15 protein-coding genes and 1 tRNA gene are annotated in these 19,780 nt (G+C 56.6%); 6 read left to right on the top strand and 10 right to left on the bottom strand.

Annotated features, from left to right (window positions below; translation table 11 throughout):
• The first annotated feature begins 536 nt into the window (after positions 1-536).
• Positions 537-2,639: a tetratricopeptide repeat protein gene (locus IG629_RS18930; RefSeq protein WP_193173484.1), complete on the top strand. Its 2,103-nt coding sequence runs from the start codon at positions 537-539 to the stop codon at positions 2,637-2,639.
• A gap of 49 nt (positions 2,640-2,688) precedes the next feature.
• Here the strand turns inward: IG629_RS18930 and IG629_RS18925 are convergent, their stop codons facing one another.
• Genes IG629_RS18925 through IG629_RS18905 form a run of 5 tightly spaced genes read right to left on the bottom strand, consistent with a single transcriptional unit; the run spans position 2,689 to position 10,388 of the window.
• Positions 2,689-4,254 (bottom strand): glycosyltransferase family protein, encoded by a 1,566-nt coding sequence (locus tag IG629_RS18925; RefSeq protein ID WP_193173483.1) that lies wholly within the window; start codon positions 4,252-4,254, stop codon positions 2,689-2,691.
• Positions 4,255-4,296: 42 nt separating this feature from the next.
• Positions 4,297-5,418, bottom strand: a complete 1,122-nt coding sequence (locus tag IG629_RS18920) for a GNAT family N-acetyltransferase (RefSeq protein ID WP_193173482.1) — start codon at positions 5,416-5,418, stop codon at positions 4,297-4,299.
• A gap of 10 nt (positions 5,419-5,428) precedes the next feature.
• Entirely contained in the window at positions 5,429-7,222 is a 1,794-nt protein-coding gene (locus IG629_RS18915) for a carbamoyltransferase family protein (protein ID WP_193173481.1), read from the bottom strand.
• A complete protein-coding gene (locus IG629_RS18910; RefSeq protein WP_193173480.1) occupies positions 7,176-8,312 on the bottom strand; it encodes a radical SAM/SPASM domain-containing protein in 1,137 nt (378 codons plus the stop codon). Before IG629_RS18910 ends, IG629_RS18915 begins: the two co-directional genes overlap by 47 nt.
• A gap of 27 nt (positions 8,313-8,339) precedes the next feature.
• Positions 8,340-10,388 (bottom strand): B12-binding domain-containing radical SAM protein, encoded by a 2,049-nt coding sequence (locus tag IG629_RS18905; RefSeq protein WP_193173479.1) that lies wholly within the window; start codon positions 10,386-10,388, stop codon positions 8,340-8,342.
• 137 nt (positions 10,389-10,525) lie between these two features.
• On the opposite strand from IG629_RS18905, the gene IG629_RS18900 reads away from it, so the two are divergent.
• Positions 10,526-11,293, top strand: coding sequence for an O-methyltransferase (locus tag IG629_RS18900; protein ID WP_193173478.1), 768 nt, complete (start codon positions 10,526-10,528; stop codon positions 11,291-11,293).
• A gap of 27 nt (positions 11,294-11,320) precedes the next feature.
• Here IG629_RS18900 and IG629_RS18895 read toward each other — a convergent pair whose 3' ends face one another.
• From IG629_RS18895 to IG629_RS18880, 4 genes are all read right to left on the bottom strand, one after another.
• Positions 11,321-12,355 carry a radical SAM/SPASM domain-containing protein gene (locus IG629_RS18895; RefSeq protein ID WP_193173477.1) on the bottom strand — a complete coding sequence of 345 codons (1,035 nt, stop codon included), beginning with the start codon at positions 12,353-12,355 and terminating at the stop codon, positions 11,321-11,323.
• Positions 12,356-12,650: 295 nt separating this feature from the next.
• Positions 12,651-12,727: transfer RNA gene (locus tag IG629_RS18890), tRNA-Arg, on the bottom strand.
• A gap of 90 nt (positions 12,728-12,817) precedes the next feature.
• On the bottom strand, positions 12,818-13,852 hold the full coding sequence (locus IG629_RS18885; protein ID WP_193173476.1) for an alpha/beta hydrolase: 1,035 nt from the start codon (positions 13,850-13,852) through the stop codon (positions 12,818-12,820).
• Positions 13,842-14,843 carry an ABC transporter ATP-binding protein gene (locus tag IG629_RS18880; protein WP_193173475.1) on the bottom strand — a complete coding sequence of 334 codons (1,002 nt, stop codon included), beginning with the start codon at positions 14,841-14,843 and terminating at the stop codon, positions 13,842-13,844. The genes IG629_RS18885 and IG629_RS18880 overlap by 11 nt, the downstream gene beginning before the upstream one ends.
• 117 nt (positions 14,844-14,960) lie before the next feature.
• On the opposite strand from IG629_RS18880, the gene IG629_RS18875 reads away from it, so the two are divergent.
• The 3 genes from IG629_RS18875 to IG629_RS18865 all read left to right on the top strand — a co-directional run bounded on the left by IG629_RS18875 (position 14,961) and on the right by IG629_RS18865 (position 18,780).
• Complete coding sequence (locus tag IG629_RS18875; protein WP_193173474.1) at positions 14,961-15,143, top strand: zinc-finger domain-containing protein; 183 nt, start codon at positions 14,961-14,963, stop codon at positions 15,141-15,143.
• A 232-nt stretch (positions 15,144-15,375) separates the two neighbouring features.
• Positions 15,376-18,222: a DNA polymerase I gene (gene polA, locus IG629_RS18870; protein ID WP_193173473.1), complete on the top strand. Its 2,847-nt coding sequence runs from the start codon at positions 15,376-15,378 to the stop codon at positions 18,220-18,222.
• A gap of 36 nt (positions 18,223-18,258) precedes the next feature.
• Positions 18,259-18,780 (top strand): GNAT family N-acetyltransferase, encoded by a 522-nt coding sequence (locus tag IG629_RS18865; protein WP_193173472.1) that lies wholly within the window; start codon positions 18,259-18,261, stop codon positions 18,778-18,780.
• A gap of 58 nt (positions 18,781-18,838) precedes the next feature.
• Here IG629_RS18865 and IG629_RS18860 read toward each other — a convergent pair whose 3' ends face one another.
• Positions 18,839-19,213, bottom strand: a complete 375-nt coding sequence (locus IG629_RS18860) for a SpoIIAA family protein (RefSeq protein ID WP_193173471.1) — start codon at positions 19,211-19,213, stop codon at positions 18,839-18,841.
• A gap of 163 nt (positions 19,214-19,376) precedes the next feature.
• Here IG629_RS18860 and IG629_RS22720 point away from each other — a divergent pair.
• Positions 19,377-19,780 (top strand): hypothetical protein (locus tag IG629_RS22720; protein ID WP_226886931.1); only part of this gene is annotated, 404 nt, incomplete at its 3' end.

Here is a 19,780-nt window from a genome sequence, read left to right as displayed (position 1 = left end):
CAGCCGACCAACTGGCTCAAAGATTTTGACGACGGGCAAGTGCCTCTGCGTAGACGCGCAAATCATCATCTATGTGGTTGTTCAACCGTTTGCCCGGAGACTGGTACCGAATGGACATTGCGCCATCGCTTCGGATGCGCGCCAGCAGCCTCTTGACTTCGTGTTTTGATTGCAGGGGTATGAGATGTGTTTACGAGGGGCATCCGCCCGTCGATGACCCTGGACAAAACCTTGATGCGCTGCAGGTCATGTTCGCTCAACAGAAAGAGTCCCAATTTGCAAACCTCCCCATGGATCGAAACGTGGGAGGGTGACAGTTCTATTTTCCCAGGTCAGGACATTCCAGGTCAGGGCATTTTAACTTTGCGCCTACACATATATGTTGCAATAAAATTGAATTGTCGCAGTTTGTGCAAAGTAGAAACGTCACTATCTTAAGTTTAAGTCATTCTATTGGAGCATCGCTCACCTTGTGTCAGCCTCCTGATCGAGTGAAGCTGGTCGGGGTTGCGCAGTTAGTTCGGGGTGGTAGTTGAATGGTTGGTGAAGCAATTACCATGACGCAATCCGGGCGACCCAAAGATGCCCTCGCCCGGTGTATTGATTTCATCGCTTCAAATCCGAAAAATGTAAATTCTATAAAATTATTATCGGATATTATTACAGAGCTAAATGATCCGGCGTCTGCTCTCGAGGCATTGGGCAATGGGTTGCGGGACAATCCGATAAGTGCGGTGCTTTGGCTCGCCAGGGCAAGAGTCTGCGCTGCTTTGAACCAGATCGAATCAGTTGCAGCGGGAAGCCGTCGGGCGGTTCTGATAGCACCCGGCGATGCAGAAGCACTTTGGTTCTTCCGAAATTTCGTTGATTGGAGCGGCAATTCAGCCGCTACCGAATTACTTTCCCGACGAGTTGCGCAATTGGAGCCAGGCACAAAGTCTGTCTGGTTTGAGATTGGAATGCATTTCAGGAAACGAAACCGGGGTGATCTAGCGTTCAACGCGTTTCGCCGCGTGGCTGTGCTTGACCCGGCGCACTCCGAAGCTTTCATGCATATCAGTCAAACGCTCTGCTTCATTGCTCACAAGCGTGGGGAAATCGGTTCCTTGTGGCGTGCTCCGGCAATTATCAAACCCGAAGACGGCGTTGTATGGGGCCGATTGGCCAGTCTGGAGATTGCGGTTCGGGGGGGCTCGGAAAGGATCGGGAAAATGCTGTCCGTGGCTGCTCCGGGATTTAAGGAGGACCCGGCCGTCAGGCGGATAATGGCTTTTCAGGCTATGCGCAATGGCTCAATACCGGAGGCGCGCAGTCTGCTGGAAGGAACATTCCACAAGTTTTCTGATGCCGATTCCTTGTCGGTACGGGCTGACGGAGAATATCTCGAGTATCTTCGATTACAGGTCTGGAATGGCGGCTGCGATTATGCATCCGCCAAACTGGCCGAGCTAGGGCCGGTTAGCGGGCCGCTGACACTAAGTTATTTTGTTTTGCAGCAAATTTCGGATCTGGTCAGGACGAGCCGAGCTGTCGCAGTCGACAATCCTGAGACTGCGAGACTTTATATTTCGATTCCGGTTTGGGGGGAATCCCATACCGCTCTCTGGGAAAAATGCGGGCTGCAAAATCTCATTGATGAGGCCAGCAGTCCGCTATTTCGCGACAGGCAGGTAACTGTTCATATTTTCAGCACACTGGATAATTGGGAGCGTCTGCTCCGCTCAGAATCCCTTGCGATTCTTCGCGCAAAGGCAGAGGTCGTCTTTTTTGACCTGCAGCCGCTTCTCGGCTCCGATTACCGTGATCGCAACTATCTCGCAATGATGGTCGCCCACTGGACCACGATGGTTCTGGCACGACGTGACAAAGCCGATGCCATCGTTTTGGTCGCAGATTACATATTCAGCAGAGGGGCTCTTGGGCAATTGGGAGACTGGATTGCCGGTGGGTCCCATGACGCGATGTATACTGTCGATTTGCCGATCGGCGAACGAGCATGGGAAACACTCAATGACAAGACGCGCTTTCCTGAAGGGCCCGGGTCAGCGGGTGCGGAAATACTGAAGCAACTGTTTCTTGCCAATCTGTCACACAGGGTTACGGCCTATGCGGTCGGCTCCGGGCTATCTTCTGTTCCTTCCGACCCGTCCCGACTGAATGTGATCGGGGACAACACGGTCGAGGTCCGAACCATGCAACCGCAATTGTTTTATGCATCCTCCCGGCTTCTGGATCTTTACGTACCGCATGGGTTCAAAGCGACCGACAATGGATTTGTCGATGGTGTGCTGGCGACAGGCTTGGGCATAGAGCGCATGATGCTGTTGAATGACCCGGAAAAATTTGTCTGCGCGACGATAGAGTTTGATGAAGAGGCCAGGGTGAAATCCGGCTATTTTCCCAAACGAATTGAGACGACGGAGCCGGTCGAGGAGCTGTTTTCCCAGATCATTCGCAGCGGCTTCGTGAAGGAGGGCCGCATCTGGGCATTAAATAATCCGATGTATGTTGGTGCGGGGTCGAAGAAGCCAACGATCTTGGATGACCTGTCAGGAAAGCTGACCCGGATTCCCGAAGATCTCGACCAGAAATTTTACCGGGAAGTGGTCAAACCGGCTTTCGAGGCCGCCTGCTTGTAACTGGGTTGCCAAAGCCTTCGTGCGTGGCGGGCATTTCGGTGGGAAGTAGTCAGCAAATTCCACGATAGAGGGAGATCAGCCGGCTGATTTCCTTGTCCATGCCATGTTCTTCGTTGAAACGGCGGATATTGGCGCGCGCGGATTCTGTATCGAACGTTTTGATTTTCTCGCTGGCGGTAACAATGTCCGAACTGGCCAGACCGAAACCCATCCCGTCATTCTCGAGAATATTTTTCATGTATTCATATTCTGAGTTCACGATCACCGGTAGACCCGCTTCAAGATAACTGAAGAGTTTGGTGCCGACGCAATGGGCGAAGAGCTGGTCGGTACACCATGAACTTTCGATATTCATTTCGGCGAGGATGAGGCCGAAATCATATTGCCCGATTGTCTGCGCGAGCTTGTCTTGCGGGATTCCGGAGAGCAGTTGAAAATCCGGGTATTTGGTCGCGAGGTCGTGCAGATGCTCCAGCCCTGGCTCATCAAATCGACGGAACAAAGAATTGTAAATATCTATTGCAAATCCTTGATCGAGAAGCAATTTCCAGGCTTCCGCGTGCCCCCATTCCGGAAACATTTCATGTGGATGGTTTGCGTTTCTCGGGATCAGGCCACCTATATAGACCAGCCTGATCTTGTCGTTCTTGGGAGCATCGCGATTGCTGGCATACTCGGGACATACGAATTGTTGCATCTCGATATGACGGGTAGAACCGCCATAGGATGCGGAAAGCTCGTCGATAACGTGTTCTGGAAACCGGTGAACTACCCCTGCCGCTTGCTGGAAAATGTAGCGCTCCATGGCGAGATCCAGATCGACAAGTTGATCCCAGAACAGTTTTTTCAGGTCTGACCGGTCAGCGTAAATCGATGTAATATCGTAGAACTCGCAGACCAGCTTGCCGGATTTTTTGTTTTCGTTGACGAACCTGGCCATGAAGTATTCGTGCATCCAGCACTGCACATGAAAAACATCTGGCTCTAGGCGGCGAAGCAGGTTTCCGAGAGCGGGATAGGTCCCGATACCGTCAAAGATCAGGTCAAAGGATTGATCGAAGGCTGGTCGCAATGCAGCGGAAACCTGCACGAGATTGATCAGGAATACCTTGTACCCGTTACGTTTCAAGTACAGGGCTTCCCGCTGAATCAGATTGAAGCTGCTCCGCGCCACAAAGACCACCGTTCGCCGATCATTGTGTCGCGCGGAGGCGTTGACAACCGCTGCAAACGCATCGAAAGCCTTGTCATAGGCGGATGTAACAAACCGCTCGTATGTTGAGGCAGCAAAATTTTCACCGAAATAGGGAAGTACGCGTTTGAAGAGGTCCTGAAGTGCGGCCGCTGTAGCCTCTCCGGCATTGGCGATGTTCTCACTCACCTGCCGGGCTTCGGCTGTCGGCAATCGCGAGAGCGCCTCGTCAACGAAAGCCTGAACCTGCAAAGGATGCTGCAATTGTATCTCTGGTTTGGCGTTCTCGAATGCCTCCAGAGATTTTGGCAGGGCAGGTGCCGTCATCTCTGTCATGCGCCTGTAGAGATACTCAAGACGCTCTTCTGAAGTGGTTTCTTCTCCGCTCAGCAAAGGCGCCCAGTCAAAATCGCGATTGGTCATTACACTGTCCCGGGTGGTCTCTGTGAGCGAAAGAAGTCGAAGCTAGACTGATTGAGGGCTGTTTAACGCATCAAGCAGGGCCCGGTCCGAGTTTTCGGACAGGAAGGCACGGTAGGCAGGAAAGAAAAACGGAGGAATGATCGCCGGAATATGGCCTGAACGCTGCCCCGACTGAACCAAAGCCGCGTAGGCAGTGTGATCAAAGATATGGTTGCCGACAAAATACGGAATCGTCTCCTTGGTGAAGCTGCTTTTGAAATACATGATCGATTCGGTTCCGCCCCCGAGATGAAAACGCTCGAAACCTTCGGCCTTGGCCCATTTGGCTGTTTCGTAAATCAGGAAATGGTTCACGTATGGCCGATCCGGACTTCGCAGGTTTGCCGCGAGAAAATAGTCTAGCGTGCTGCCGTTTTTGAGGACAATTGCGGCAGCAAGTACCGTCTCGTGTTCCCGGACCAGGAAAAGCTGAGCCTTGTCTTCAAGGTTGGACAGCAGAGCGTTGAAAAACTGTGGCTTGAAATTCAGGTAGCCCAAATTGCCCCGGCGTTTCATCGCCGTTTCGTAGAGATGGGTGAATTGGCTCACGACGTCCGGTGTCTGCAGTGATTCAATCTCCAGTCCTAGGCGTGCGGTTTGTCTGATTCCGGTACGAATCCGCTCACGGCAATCCGCCAGCAGGCGGTGTTCGGTTTTTTTCAGGTCTATGATCAGGTTGTTGCTGTGGTGCCGAACCTGATCAAGGTGCTTTTTGAATGGAATATGGTTCTGGACCATGGGATCGAACCGGATGAACTCGGAAATGATTCCGGTGTCATTCGCATACTCCGTCATGGCCGATCGAAAGCTAAATGCAAGCTTTTCCCTGTTCGATAGGTCGCAATCCATATGAATGCCGCCATATCCGAAGGGGGTAGAGGTATCGAAAGCGTCTTTTTTCAGAGAATGGTCGAAGGGAAGGGCGTTAAGAGACCGCTTGAAAAACGGATAACTGACGTGCCCCAGGTCGTGCTCGTAGTTCAGGCAAATAGCCTGACCGTCATCATTGTCTTCGAAAACGCGACAATAATCGGGCGTGGCGGATACATTGGCGTTTGGGATGCCGGCTAGAACGGAATTCCATTTTTCGCGGTCCTGCAGGGTCAGGACTTCTAAACTCCCCATTGCTCTCGCACTACTTCTCGATCAGGTAATTGCCAAGGATGAGCGCGTTAAGCCCACTAGTAAAGAAGGTTCGAAGCGCATCTTCCGGCGATTGTACAATCGGTTCGCCCGATGTGTTGAATGAGGTGTTCAGAACAACCGGGACTCCGGTTTCGGCCCGGAAAGCTTCAATAAGGGCATGAAATAGAGGATTCATAGTACTGTTGACAGTCTGCAGGCGGCCGCTGCCGTCGGCGTGGACAACGGCAGGAATCATCGCTTGTTTTGCAGTTCGAACTTTGAACACGCGCTCCATGAATGGAGAGCCTGCAGTCTCGGGTATCTCGAAATACTCATGAGCTGAATGTTCTGAAACTGCGGGAGCAAACGGCCTGAATTGTTCCCTGTACTTTACCGAAGCGTTGATCTTGTCGCGCATTCCAGGGTCGCGAGGATCGGCAAGGATCGACCGATTGCCGAGAGCGCGTTGGCCGAATTCCATTCTTCCCTGAAACCAGCCCAATGTCTTGCCTGAGGCAATTAGCTGCGCTCCAGTCTTTGCAGGGTTTTTCTGTTTCTCTCCGGCGATCTGGTACCGGCGCAATAGATCTTCGATCTCGGCGTCCGTGTATTCGGGCCCGAGATATGGCGAAACAGGAGCCCTTAGAGTCTTGCCTGTAGCCGTGGCTCTCTGGGCCGACACGAGAGCAGCGCCAATGGCGTTGCCGCTGTCGTCTGGAGCAAAGGGAATGTGCACGCGGCTAAACGGACCTTCCAGAGTTGTTCGTCCATTGAAGACCGAGTTCATGACCACGCCACCACCGAGGCAGATGGCGTCCAGTCCGGTCCGTTGCTTAAGCCATTTCAGCAGGTGGAACATTACTTCCTCGACCCGCTCCTGGGCTGCGGCCGCAATATTGAAGTGGCGCTGTTCCATTTCGTCTTCCGGGACCCGGGATCGCCCCAACAGCGCCTTGCCTTCGACGGACAACAATGACGGTGAATCGAAATCGAAATGGTCGAAAAGGTTCAGATCGAGCCTAAAATGCCCGTCGTCATGCAACGAAATAAGCTGTTTCATTGCCTGTCTGTACGGTTCCGGATCACCGTAGGCGGCAGCTCCCATGACTTTCCACTCGTCTTGATCCGGTCTGAATCCGAGATGCTGGGTCACTGCAGAATAAAAGCTTCCGACAGAATGCGGGAAATTGTCCCGGCGCAGGATGTCTATCGTCGGACCGCGGCCCACGCCGAAGACTGTCGACGCCCGCTCTCCATATCCATCGACAATCAGGATGGCAGCTTCTTCGAAAGGGGAAGGGAGATAGGAAAAGGCGGCATGGGACAGATGATGATCGACATAATCGAAAGTAATGCTGCGGCCGCCTTCAAGCTCAACGCGCTGCTCGGTTCCACCTGACGGTTTTGCATGAAGTGCTGTGAGAATCTGACTGGCATTGGAATAGAGACGCGCGCCTGGATAGGCGGGCCATTCGGAAAAACCCGCTCTGAATCTTCCTGCAAGATTGATTGCCGGGTTCCAGGCAATAGCGACCCTGTCGAGCTGATTGACCGAGCAGCCGAGCATGGCCAATCCGCGCTCCATAGCGAGCTGGGGAAAATACCGCCAGTGCTTGTTCCTGTTGAAGCGCTCTTCAGCAGCGGCAAACTCGACTTTTCCATCTCGCATGACGCAGGCGGAGCTTGTCGAGCCGGTGTTGTGAATTCCGACTGTAATCACGTCCTGATCCCTGATTCCTTGTATGCCGTACAGGGGGTCATAGGAAATTGGGATGCTTTTTGTTCTCGTCAGGATGAAAGGCATCCCAGAGAACCTTGTTCAGCGGGTCAAGGCGGCAGCCCGCCGGGCATTTGTGGAGATCTATGCGGTCGATACATTCGCGACGTTGAGCCGATTCCCAGATAACTTTGAACGCCGTGTCGTTAATGTTTCCAATGGTAAACCCGCGACCTTTCAAATTGCCGCACATTTCAACACTTCCGTCCTCATCTAGATAAGGTGAAATGGGTGTTGCGTAACATTTTGAATAGTACCGGGCATCGTTTGTCTTGTGCTCCAGGACTTCACGAAATTGCGGGTATTTGGCATATACAGCAAAATTCTCGGAAGCCTCTTCTTCCGCCTGCTTCATTAGCGCGAATACCTCTTCCAGCGGGGCTTCGTTGCCCGGGTGCGCCGGATTGAGCTCGTTTTTGAGAGCGGGCTTGATTGTCATGTAATCGACACCGAGATCGCGATAGAAGCGGGCCGCTTCGGGCAATTGCCAATAGTTCCATTGGTTCGTGACGAACTGAATGCCAATAATGGGTCGGTTATTCTTTCCGCGCAAAGCGACCAGCCTGCGAAGGTTTTCAATCACCAGATCGAAATCGTCGCTGCCGTGGCTCTTGCGATGCACTTCCGCAGTAGCGGCATCAAGGCTGCAGCGCGCGAAAAAGCAATGTTCCGCGATAGCTTCCGTCACGGCCGGGTTCTTCGCGCTGAAATTGCTGAACAGACCAATATCCAGGCCCATTTCGCCCAGTCGCTTCAGATAGGGCACAAACTTTTTGTGCATGGTCGGCTCGCCGTCACCGACAATCGTTACGGCCTTCAGGCCAATCTCGACGGCTTCTCCAACAGCGTCGATCAATCGGTCGCCTGCATTGACCGCGCGGCGACTGGCGTCTCCGGCTCCTGACCGCTCGCTCGTTCGGCCTGCCTGATTCCAGTTGATATAGCACCAGGGGCACTGGTGATTGCAGTAGTTCGTGAGACCGATCGTCATGTGCACCGGTCGAGTATCGCCCGTCTGCTGAAGTTCGAATACACGGTCAAGATGGGTGAAAATTTTCCGCGGGTCCTGGAAGTCCTTGAAGTCCGGCGCGATCCGCAGGCGTTTTTCGCTTGTCATGGTCTTGAGTTCCAATCGTCGCCGAAATTATGCCGCGCGCTCGGGCGCGAGCTCATCGACCGGCGTGGCCTTCCGGTAAAGCTTGTTTACATGAGCTCTCAGCAGCAGCCTGCCCAATCCGTCGGCCGAGGTGCCATATTGTTTCAGGTAAGTCCTGATAGTTTCCTGCTGGGAAGGAGTATGCGCGATCCGCAAGCGCCTCACATCCTCGCAGCGGAATGCTGTCGGGTCGGTCCGGAACTCCGCGTCGGCAAGGGCCGAGAAATCATACTGCGCTTCCAGAATCGTGGTCGTGCCGGTGTCGTGCAGTTCCTCTTTGCGCAACAGCGAGTATTTTTCCAGCGCGACCAGATACTCCTCCATTTCGGGGGAGAGCTTTCCGATACCTTTCAGCAAGACCCGGCCGGCCTGGAAGGCGAGGGCATGCAGTTCCTTCTGTTGCCAGAAGTGCGCCTTGGCGCGAGCCTTGTAGAGTTCGCCCGATCCGAGCTCTCCGGTTATGTGCTTGGCGACAATCTCCGGGTCGTTGATATAGTCGAGCATGGATTCTCGGGTGTCCCGGAGCTTCTCTACATTCTCGCGGAGATAAACCGCATAGAGAGCTTGCACGGGGCTGCCATCCGAGTTCGCCAGGCTATCGACCGTGCGCAGGAACTCGGATGCGGAAACGCCGAAATGGCCAAGCAGGGCGGTAAGCTCTGAAAATGCACCGGAATTATGGAACAGCTCGACCGTCAGGCTGAGCGCGCGGCATGCCAGGTAATCTGCGAACGAGAGGGTGTCGTTGGCGACGCAGATTTCTTCAATTTCGGCGACCGAAACCTTGCTGCCAAGAATATCGTACTGTCCGAAGCAGCGCGGCAGTACGCGCCATCGCGTTTTCATGCCATGCAACTCACGGCTCGCCCGGCTGGCAATTTCAGCGCCTGGCAGCATCATTGTCTGATAGCTGAGAACGTCGTTGATGCCCGCATCGATCATCGAGAGTACGCTATTAAAGTGGCCTTCTTTGCTGTCGCCCGGCAAGCCCAGAATGATCTCGCAATAGCTGTTTGCGCCGAGGCTTTCCGCTTCCCGCCCGACGTCCACAATCTGGTTCAGGGAGATGTTGTCCCGGTTCACGTTTCGAAGAACGACAGGATCGGCGCTCTGAATGGAGACGGTCAGGATCATCGCGCCGCCGAGAATGCGGGCGGCCTCGACCACCCGCTCTTTCTGGTTTTTGCCCGAGGAGTTCTGAACGTATTTCGGCCAGCCGGTGCGTTTCTGGAGTGCGGCGATCATCTTGCAGGTCTCGATATCCTGCTTGTACATGCCGAAATTTGAATCGGATATCAGCAGATCCGGCTGATTGGTACGCTCGGCGATATATTCGAGTTCGGCACGCGTCCGGTCCTCCTGAAACCATCGCACCTTGTTGTAGTACAGGATGCCTTCGACACAGAAACTGCAGCCGAACGGGCAACCGCGATTGGTTTCAATCACCGGGATGAGGACGTCATCGAAAAACTTGTCCAGCAATCCCATCAGGTAGGGCGAGGGAGTTTCTGTCAGATCGGTTAGACGAGGGGCCAGTTCGTTACGTACGGTCTCGTCCGCATGCCGGAAATGCACGCTGGGGAGCGGCTCCCCAGACGCTTTTAGGGCGTCGGCATCGAAGCCGTGATCGAGCAGGGCCGCTATCAGGCCGGCACCGGCAACTTCGCCTTCCTTCACGACGACGAAATCGACGGCCGGGTTATCGATCAGGAACTGATCCTGGTCTGCCGCATCGACCGGATAATTTGGCCCGCCGAAAATCACCGGGACACCGGGCCAGGTCGCCTTAATATGTTCCGCAAAAGTCGCGCAGAGCCGGGCATTCCAGAGATAGTGAGAAAAGCAAACAGCTGCCGGCTTCTCGCGCTCGAGAGCGGCTGCTAGATCTGCTGGATATTTGAATATATCGACGTCTATCCGGTCGCCGAGCTGCGATTTTGCACGGGCGGCAACAAGTGACACGCCAAATGGGAAAATATTTGCGGCAACTACCTGTCCCGTATGGGTAAGGTCGGCAAAATAGACCCGCTTTGTCATACCTATCTCCATTCTGGATCAATCGGCATTGTCGTCAGGTGCATCCGCTCCGTCTGGTTTTAGACGCGGCTTCAGTATACGGTTAAAACCCTGATTCAACAATTGTTTGCTAGCATTCCCTCAGAGGGCATCGAATGATGGACAATCGCATCTCCACCGTTAGTCTGCGGGATCTACTCAATTTTGATGCCAAGACTGTTCCGCTGGTCGTTCCGTCGAGCTTCCTGCTTGAGTTTTCAGCACCGGAACTTCCCGTTCTGGCACCTCACGAGCAAATGGCTCTCGCACTTCTGGCCAAGATCTTATCTCCGCGCACCATTCTTGAATTTGGCACCGGCCAGGGGTTTTCGAGTTATCTCTGGGCCGAGAACACCTCTGACAGCGCACAGATCGTGACGCTGGATCTCGATCCGGCTGCACAGAGTGATTACACGGCAAAGATTTTACGCGGTGATGAGACTGTAGGACGGGTTTACCGGGAATCAGGTCACTCGGAGAAAGTGCGGCAGGTGCTTGTATGTCCGGGTGGCTCTATCCCGGAGTCCCTCAGCAACTTGAAAGGCAATGTGGATCTGATCTTTGTTGATGGCGACCATAGCTATGACGGTGTGGCGCACGACACCGAGCTGGCGTTTGAATTCGCCCATGAGGATACGGTTTTCCTGTGGCACGATTTCTACAGGTTCCCGAGCTACATTGCTGAAGGACCGGGACGGCGGGGTGTCTATCCCTATCTGAATGAACTCGCCGACCGGGGCAGTCTCAAACTGCATCACATTGCAGGAACCTATCTTGTCGCGGGCTGCAAAAACTGGCCAGGAACGCCGAAGGGCGAGGTTTTGGTGCCAGGAGCGCACGGAGATGGGGAAGCGCGACAGAGAATCTTGCGGCTGGGCGATTTTTAACCCACGGCGACGCTTCCTGTTTTTCGCCTAGCTGACTTTGCGAGTCATGCCTGCGAAAAAGGTTTCCTTTGCCGAAAGATCATTTGCATCGGCGTCTTGGATGGCATGATGGCGGCAATGCAGGCAGTTTTGACAGTCCTCGTTTTGTAGGTCTGGGTCAACTGTGTTCACCCTTTTGCGGAAGGCTGAGAGCGCGTCGCCTCGCCAGATTTCCGCAAGCGAGTTGTCGAACATGTTCCCGACAGGCTGTTGGGAGACAGGGCATGGATAGACATCGCCGTTCGGCTGGATAGAAAGACGCTGCCAAGGAAGATAGCAGGGCCGGTGGCCGAGTTTCTCGGTTTCGGCGGTGTTATCCTCCAGCGTGCCGCTCTGAAGCTCGAAGGGAACACCGATCGCTGCCGCGTGATCGACTGCTAGACGGGTCATGCGGTCGTATCGTGCGGTGTCAGCCGCCGGCAGTTCCTTCCGCATTCCCGGCTCGAAGACATAGAGGGAGGTCATCTGAACGCCACCGGCAGCGCAGTGTTTTTTCGCAAAATCGGCGGCATCCGTGAGCGACTCAAGCGTTGACTGCATGCCGACCATCGAGATTCGCAGTTTGGGAAATTCAGTGTTCCGTTGCTTCTTCAGGGTGTTCAGTTTTGTGAGGTTTTCTTCAACAATATCAAAGGCATCAGTGCGCATGTAGCGCAAATACTGCTCCCGGTTGAAGCCGGTCACGGACACAGTGAGGTAGGTCAGATTGCCGACGATGAGGTCAAGCACGTCGTCGGTCAGCAGTATGCCGTTTGTCGAGAAATAGGTTTCGATTTGGCGTCCGCTGATCAAATTGAAGATCGGAATAAAATCACGGCAGGTGAGGACCTCGAATTTGCTGAACAGTGTAAGGGACTTCAAGTTGTCCAGGTATGGCTCGATGTGATCGGTGAATTCCTGCAGGCTGATTTGCTCACCACGGTCCTTGGGAGTGAAGTAACTGAGATGGCAAAAGCTGCAGCGCAAATTGCATTTAGCGCTCAGGTCTACATCCAAATGATGCGGTAAGGTTTCGGATCGCATGCTTTGTGCTCTTTTCAGTCGGAATTCTTACTCGACCTCATAGCAACAATAAGAGGCGGAGATGTCACATGCAAATGTTGAACCAGTATGGCTGTTCGTAGGGTCCTGGATATGGGGTGGGGGCGCGGTTCGCGCTTGGATTGACGGCTCAGGTTCCCATCTGAGCGATCTTCCTTACGTCCGGTCACGGCAAGCGCCTGAAGCTGGACTCTCATCAGAAGATTAAGGAGAAGCGCTGGAAACGGTAGCAGCACGTTCCAGGCGGCCTGTATATCTTTCTAACGTCTTGAAAATTTGGCGCACCCGAGAGGATTCGAACCTCTGACCTCTGCCTTCGGAGGGCAGCGCTCTATCCAGCTGAGCTACGGGTGCATACCGGGAGCCGGGCGGAAGCCGCGCGGCAGAGCGAGCGGAAACTACCCTCGGGCGCATTTTGGCGCAAGGGGAAAGCGCGGGTCTGTTTCAATCGCTCTGATGGCAGAATACGGGCAATGGGCGCGCTCCGATCAAGCTCGCGATTTCCGCTCCGCTTGGGAGCGCCACCGCCGGATCGCCGAGCCAGGCTGCTATGTCGGCGCTGACCAGATCGCCATGCAGGTCTCTGAACAGCATGTGATAGCCGTTCTCATAGAGCGCGACCCGCCAGTGCCGTCCGCTCGCACCGCCATCCGGGAGTGTTTCGAGCATGCGGCAGGTCGGCCCGCGCGGGATGATGCCGTCCTGCTCACCGTAGAGCACGAGCAGCGGAACGGAGATTTTTGGCGATGACGCCAGCGCCTCGTCCATCAGTCCGGACAGCCCCCAGGCGACCTCGATCCGGGTTTCCTTGATCATCATCGGATCGTGGTACAGCTTCCGCAGCATCTCGATATTGTCGGATGGCGGGCGCGGCAGGCGCTGCGGCTGGACCCGGATACGCGGCACTGTGTGGGCCGCCAGGGTCAGGATAAACCGCTTCCATGCAGCCATGGTGCTGCGACCCCAGACTGCCGGTGCGGAGAGTACGGCGCCGTCCAGCCGGGGCGGGGTGTCGCCGGCGAGAGCCGTCATGATCACGGCACCACCCATGCTTTCGCCGAGGGCGTAGATCGGCAGTCCCGGGTGAGCTGCGCGGAGCAATTCTGTGACCGTGCCAAGATCGCCGGTCATCGCCTCGGTTCCTGCCCAGTCGCCGCGCATGGATGTACCGCCAAAGCCGCGCTGATCATAGGCATAGACCAGCAGGCCGTGTCGTGCGAGGAGCGGGCCGAGATCGCCATAGGCGCCGGAATAATCGTTGAAACCGTGCAGCGCGATGACGGCGGCAGTGGGAGGTCGTGCCGACGTCCAGCTCAGATAGGGCAGCCGCGCACCGTCCTGCATGATGAAAGCATCGTCCAGGATGGCTGCCGGGCGATGCTCCTCAAGCCGGGATGCGATGCCCGGCGCGCAGCCCGTCAGTGCAATCAGAAGCGCGAGGCAAGCCCATCGCGCCGGCCCGAACCATTCACGCCGCATGAAAGCGGTCGGTTTCCGGATCGTTGCTGGTGAGGGCGAGGAAGATGTCTTCAAGATCGCTCTCGTCGGTACTGATGTCCTGGATGTGGAAATTCGCCGCAGCCAGGGCGCCGAGAATGCGGGCAATCGGACCGTCGCTCTTGCGGAAGGTGAAAGTCAGCCGGTTTTGCCCGGTGATTTCCACGTCGAAAGGCTGAAGAGGTGTCGGCAGCGCGTCGGCACTCTCCGGGAGCTTTTCGGCAACCGTGACCGTGACCGATTTGGAATCGAGCCGCTGCATCAGGTTTTCCTTGGTGTCGCAGGCTATGACCTCGCCGTGATTGATGATGGCGATGCGGTCGCAGAGTTCTTCGGCTTCTTCCAGGTAATGGGTGGTGAGCAGGATCGTGACGCCACGCCGGTTGAGCTCTCGGACATTGTCCCAGAGCTTTCGGCGGAGCTCGATATCGACACCGGCGGTAGGCTCGTCCAGAACCAGGATCGGCGGGTTGTGCACCATCGCCTTGGCGACCAGCAGCCGCCGTCGCATGCCGCCGGAAAGTGAGCGGGTATAGGCATCGGCCTTGTCGCCAAGATCGACCAGATCGAGGATTTCCTGTGTGCGCCGCTCCGCCTTCGGCACGCCATAGAGCCCGGCCTGCAGGTCGAGCAATTCGCGCGGGCTGAAGAAGGCGTCGATGTTCAGTTCCTGCGGCACGATACCGATCGCGGCTCGGGCCTGACGCGGGTCCTCGTCGATATCGATGCCCCAGACTTTCGCCGTTCCGGCCGTCTTGTTCACCATGCCTGCAAGGATATTGATCATGGTCGACTTGCCGGCGCCGTTCGGGCCGAGCAGGGCAAAGATTGAGCCGCGCGGCACGGCAAGGTCGATGCCCTTCAGGGCATGCTTTTGCCGCGAACCTCCGGCTTTGCCATAGACCTTCTCAAGGCCTGTGATCTCAAGGGCGAGCTCTGGAGCGGGCGGGACTGACTGGGAACGTGTCGACACGAAGACGGACCTTATACAGGCGATTGAAAATACGCGGTGAACGGCTATTATCTCCCGGCATCCCGGGAACAGAGACTACGCTCAATATAGGTACCGGTGCGGGGAAGGACCAGTCAGATGGCAAAACCGTTCGAAGTGATCACTGTTTCGCAGAAGCGCGTCGCCTGTGACGGCGGCAAGGGTGCGCTTGGCCATCCGAAGGTTTTTCTGACCATCGGCGACGAGGGCAAGGTGACCTGTCCGTATTGTTCGCGCGAGTTCGTCTATAGCGCGCCAGTGGCTGGCGAAAGCGCCGCCTGACCAATCACAAGCCGGCTGCCGTTATGGCAGCGCCCGGGGTTCTGCCGGAAACTTTCCAGTAAGCGTTGTTCGCGGCTCGCATGATGCCCATGATCCCGTCATGGTCCTTGTGGAATAGAGCGGTTTTTCGGGGCAGTGCTCCGGTGCTGCCACGCCAATTCTCTTGTCATGGCCTGTACCGTCGCTAGACTCTCACCGCAGCCGTTTCCCGAAGTCCGCCCCTGGATCCTTGATGACCGATATTACCGCGTCCGATATCCCCAGTGCCGTCTCCGACACAGTAGAGAACCATCTCTATCTGGTGGACGGCTCCGGCTATATTTTCCGCGCGTTTCACGCTCTGCCAAGGATGAACCGGTCCGACGGGACGCCGACCAATGCGGTGTTCGGATTCACCACCATGCTGATGAAGCTGATCGAGGATCTGGAAGCGGACCACGTCGCGGTGATCTTCGACACCAAGCGTCTGACCTTCCGGAACGATATTTATCCAGACTACAAAGCGAACCGGGACGAGCCGCCGGAGGATCTACGGCCGCAATTCGCGCTGATCCGCGATGCCGTCCGGGCCTTCAATGTGCCGTGCCTGGAGATGGAAGGCTACGAGGCGGACGACCTGATTGCGACCTACGCCCTGCAGGCCAAGACAAAGGGTATGCGCGTCACCGTGGTCTCTTCCGACAAGGACCTGATGCAGCTGGTCGATAACGGTGTCGACATGTACGACCCGATGAAGAACCGGGCGATCGGGCGCGCCGAGGTGATCGAGAAGTTCGGCGTCGGGCCGGAGCGGGTGGTCGATGTGCAATCGCTGGCCGGGGATTCGGTCGACAATGTGCCGGGCGTTCCCGGCATCGGCATCAAGACCGCGGCACAGCTGATCAATGAATATGGCGATCTCGACACGCTGCTGGCGCGGGCGGAGGAGATCAAGCAGCCGAAACGGCGGCAGAACCTTATCGAGTTCGCGGATCAGGCGCGCATCTCCCGGGATCTTGTCCGGCTGAAAGACGATGTCGAGGTCATCGAGCCGCTCGAACGGCTGACCGTGGAAGATCCCGACGACGCCACTGTGCTGGCCTTCCTGAAGGAAATGGAATTCAAGCGGCTGATCACCCGTTTCGAGTCGGAACTGGCAGATGGCGCCTCTGCATCCTCGCCGGGCGCCGCACCGGCGGAGGGTTCGGTTGGCTCACCTAATCCGGTGGGTGATGTCAGCTATGAGCTGGTGCAGGAAGTCGCCGATCTGGAGCGCTGGATCGCGTCGGCGCATGCCGAGGGCACTGTCGCCGTCGATACCGAAACAACATCGCTGAATGCGATGCGGGCGGATCTTGTCGGCGTGTCGTTGAGCATCGCGCCAGGCAAGGCCTGTTACATCCCTTTGGGGCACACCGCGGGCGAAGCCCAGGGCAACTTGCTGGGCGGTTCGGACGGTGGTGAGGATGGCCCGAAACAGATCCCCCGCGACGAGGCGCTGGCGCTGCTGAAGCCGCTGCTGGAAGACCCGTCGGTGCTGAAGGTGCTGCACAATACGAAATACGATGCGCTGGTTCTGGCGCGGGAAGCCAATGGCGGCATCGTGCTTGGCCCGGTCGATGACACCATGTGCATGTCCTATGTGCTTGAAGGCGGTATGCACGGGCACGGTCTGGACGACCTGTCGGAGCTGCATTTCGGCCACACGAACATCAAGTTCGCGGATGTTTGCGGCAAGGGTAAGACTCAGATTCCGTTCTCCGAAGTCTCCCTTGAAAAGGCGCTGGATTACGCGGCCGAAGACGCGGACATGACAATCCGCCTGCACCGCAAGCTGCGCCCGGAATTGCCGAAAGCGGGCCTGCTGGCGGTTTACGAGACGCTGGAGCGACCGCTGATTCCGGTGCTGGTGGGCATGGAGAAGGCGGGCATCAAGGTCGATCCGCAGATCCTGCGCGCCATGTCGAAGGATTTCGAGAAGCGGTTGGAAGAGCTGGCAGTGCAGATCCACGAGCTGGCGGGGGAGGAGTTCAAGATCGGCTCGCCCAAGCAGCTCGGCGAGATCCTGTTCGACAAGATGAGCCTGCCCGGCGGCAAGAAGGGCAAAACCGGCGCCTATGCGACCGGCGCCGATATTCTGGACGACCTTGCGGCACAGGGGCACGATTTGCCGGCGCGGGTGCTGGATTGGCGCCAGCTTGCCAAGCTGAAATCCACTTATACCGACGCGCTGGTCGAGGCGATCAATCCGGAGACCGGGCGCATCCACACGTCATATTCCATGACGGGGGCGAGCACCGGACGGCTCAGCTCGAACGATCCGAACCTGCAGAACATTCCGATCCGCTCGGAAGAGGGTCGCAAGATCCGCACAGCTTTCGTCGCTGAGACGGGGCATAAACTGCTGGCGGTCGACTATTCCCAGATCGAGCTCCGGCTGGTTGCCGATATCGCCGATATCGAAAGTCTGAAACAGGCTTTCCGGGACGGCATCGACATTCACGCCCAGACAGCCTCGGAAGTCTTCGGTGTGCCGTTGAAGGACATGGATCCGACCACGCGGCGCAATGCGAAGGCGATCAATTTCGGCATCATCTATGGCATTTCGGCCTTCGGTCTTGCCCGGCAGATCGGTACCGAGCCGGGGGTGGCGAAGAAGTATATCGACGCCTATTTCGAGCGTTTCCCTGGCATCCGCGATTACATGGACAAGACCAAGGCGGCAGCGCGGGAGGACGGCTATGTCACCACCCTGTTCGGGCGGCGTATCCATATTCCGGGCATCAAGGACAACAATCCGGCCCGACGCGCCTTCTCGGAGCGGGCGGCGATTAACGCACCGATCCAGGGCTCGGCCGCCGACGTGATCAAGCGCGCCATGGTCCGTATAGGTCCGGCACTCGATGAGGCGGGGCTGAAGGCAACCATGTTGCTGCAGGTGCACGATGAATTGCTGTTCGAGGTACCGGAGGCGGAAGTCGAGGAGACCACGGCGCTGGTCCGCAAGGTGATGGAAAGCGCGGCCGATCCGGTAGTGCAGCTTTCCGTCCCGCTGGTGGCCGACGCCGGTGTGGGCGACAGCTGGTCGGACGCGCATTAATATTGTGGTCGAGTGACGTTGGGTACCGGAGGACACATGAGCAAGGCCGCGAAACCGAAACGCACGGCAAGTCTGATACCCGTTCGTGTTCGCCAGGCCGAAGAGCGGGACAAGGACCGCTTGGTCGAGATTATGGATGCCTGCTGGGAAGCGACCTGGATGCCGTTCATGCCGCCCGCCGTGCCGGCGCGTTACCGGAACGAAAACCTCGGCCGGGCCTTCGTCGAGAACGCCTGGCACACCTGCCGGGTGGCCGAGGCGGAAGACGGCAAGCGGGGCGTGGTCGGCTTCTGCTTCCTGCTGGGCAACGAGATGAAGACCCTGCAGGTGTTGCCCGACTTGCAACGCCGCGGCATCGGCCTGGCGCTGCTACAGGATGCCGAAGCCTGCATCGCCAAGGCCGGACATGACCACGTGCATGTTGAGGCCGATGTCTTCAACGCCCGGGCGGCTGTGTTCTACCGCGCCATGGGCTACGAGGAGACTGGCCGGATCGACAACGACATCCTTGGCTACAAGGTTGCAACGCATGTGTTCCGGAAAGATTTAGGCTCGTAGAGCCAAAGGTTCCCGGCATTTCGTTATAAGTGGTTCGCGGCCGCGCTTGGTCCCGACGCTAGAGTGGCGCGCTCAACCACGTCTCCGCCGCCTCCGTTTGATCCATCTCGAACCCCTTCATTTCCAGCCCCGGAATCAGCGCGCCCTCTATATCGGCGGCTTTTCGCAGCCAGGCCTCGTCGCTCAGCACGGCGCAGCGATCAAACTTGCCGAGCAGGCCGAAGAGCTTGGGCAAATGTCCGAGTTTCACCGCGATCGCGCTGAGGGACGGCCAGGGGAAGTGGTGCAGGCGGTAGAGCAGTTGGCCATGCTCGATACCTTCTGATTTCTCGATCAGCTCTTCGATAGCGTTGCGCATGGTGTCTTCGTCGATGGAGGTGCCATCGAATTCCATGTCGATGCGGTTCGGTGCGGTTTTCGTGATCTTGATCATCGGAGGCCTCCGGTCCGTGTGCATGAACTGCATATGGGGACGGCGGGGGCGGGATGGTATCCCCTCGGGCGTCAACCCGTTGAAAATCGGGACCTAGCATAGTTCACAAAAAAGCAATGGATGCGTTTGAAGATTATCGAGGATTTACAGTTGGAGTCATACAATGGTTCGTTTTTTGAGATTGGCGTCCGCGCCGCTGTTTTCCGTGTTCCTGCTGGGAGCCGTAAGTGGGGAAGCCAAAGCCGTCATGCTGCACTTTAGCCCAACATGCGCTCCTGCTGATCTCCAGCACATCCAGACCGAGGGCGCACATACATGGCTAGAACTCAACACAGATGGTCCGACTGATTCCTTGGCCATCGTAAGAATGAACAACAGTCGTCTTTTCGGCGTTGCGCAGGGGGATTCTTCCTGTCGGATCGACCTGACCGACAATAGTTTTCGGCAACGGCATCTCAACGGGGTCGACTATTGTTTTGGCGCGCGAGCGCACGGGTCGAACCTTGCAACCGTTCGATTAGAGCTTCAGACAGGGCCGATTCCTGCTGATCCCGCGCCATGTCATTG

The sequence above is a fragment of the Nisaea nitritireducens genome (assembly GCF_014904795.1).
GTDB lineage: Bacteria > Pseudomonadota > Alphaproteobacteria > Thalassobaculales > Thalassobaculaceae > Nisaea > Nisaea nitritireducens.
Note: the sequence above shows the minus strand (reverse complement) of the source record. Positions and strands in the feature narration are given on the sequence as shown.

Coding starts and splice junctions, on each gene's coding strand:
- IG629_RS18860 (WP_193173471.1), bottom strand. CDS start 19,213: ATGATCAAGATCACGAAAACCGCACCGAACCGCATCGACATGGAATTC.
- IG629_RS18895 (WP_193173477.1), bottom strand. CDS start 12,355: ATGCGATCCGAAACCTTACCGCATCATTTGGATGTAGACCTGAGCGCT.
- IG629_RS18910 (WP_193173480.1), bottom strand. CDS start 8,312: ATGACAAGCGAAAAACGCCTGCGGATCGCGCCGGACTTCAAGGACTTC.
- IG629_RS18905 (WP_193173479.1), bottom strand. CDS start 10,388: ATGACAAAGCGGGTCTATTTTGCCGACCTTACCCATACGGGACAGGTA.
- IG629_RS18885 (WP_193173476.1), bottom strand. CDS start 13,852: ATGCGGCGTGAATGGTTCGGGCCGGCGCGATGGGCTTGCCTCGCGCTT.
- IG629_RS18925 (WP_193173483.1), bottom strand. CDS start 4,254: ATGACCAATCGCGATTTTGACTGGGCGCCTTTGCTGAGCGGAGAAGAA.
- IG629_RS18900 (WP_193173478.1), top strand. CDS start 10,526: ATGGACAATCGCATCTCCACCGTTAGTCTGCGGGATCTACTCAATTTT.
- IG629_RS18915 (WP_193173481.1), bottom strand. CDS start 7,222: ATGCCTTTCATCCTGACGAGAACAAAAAGCATCCCAATTTCCTATGAC.
- IG629_RS18930 (WP_193173484.1), top strand. CDS start 537: ATGGTTGGTGAAGCAATTACCATGACGCAATCCGGGCGACCCAAAGAT.
- IG629_RS18865 (WP_193173472.1), top strand. CDS start 18,259: ATGAGCAAGGCCGCGAAACCGAAACGCACGGCAAGTCTGATACCCGTT.
- IG629_RS18920 (WP_193173482.1), bottom strand. CDS start 5,418: ATGGGGAGTTTAGAAGTCCTGACCCTGCAGGACCGCGAAAAATGGAAT.
- IG629_RS18875 (WP_193173474.1), top strand. CDS start 14,961: ATGGCAAAACCGTTCGAAGTGATCACTGTTTCGCAGAAGCGCGTCGCC.
- polA (WP_193173473.1), top strand. CDS start 15,376: ATGACCGATATTACCGCGTCCGATATCCCCAGTGCCGTCTCCGACACA.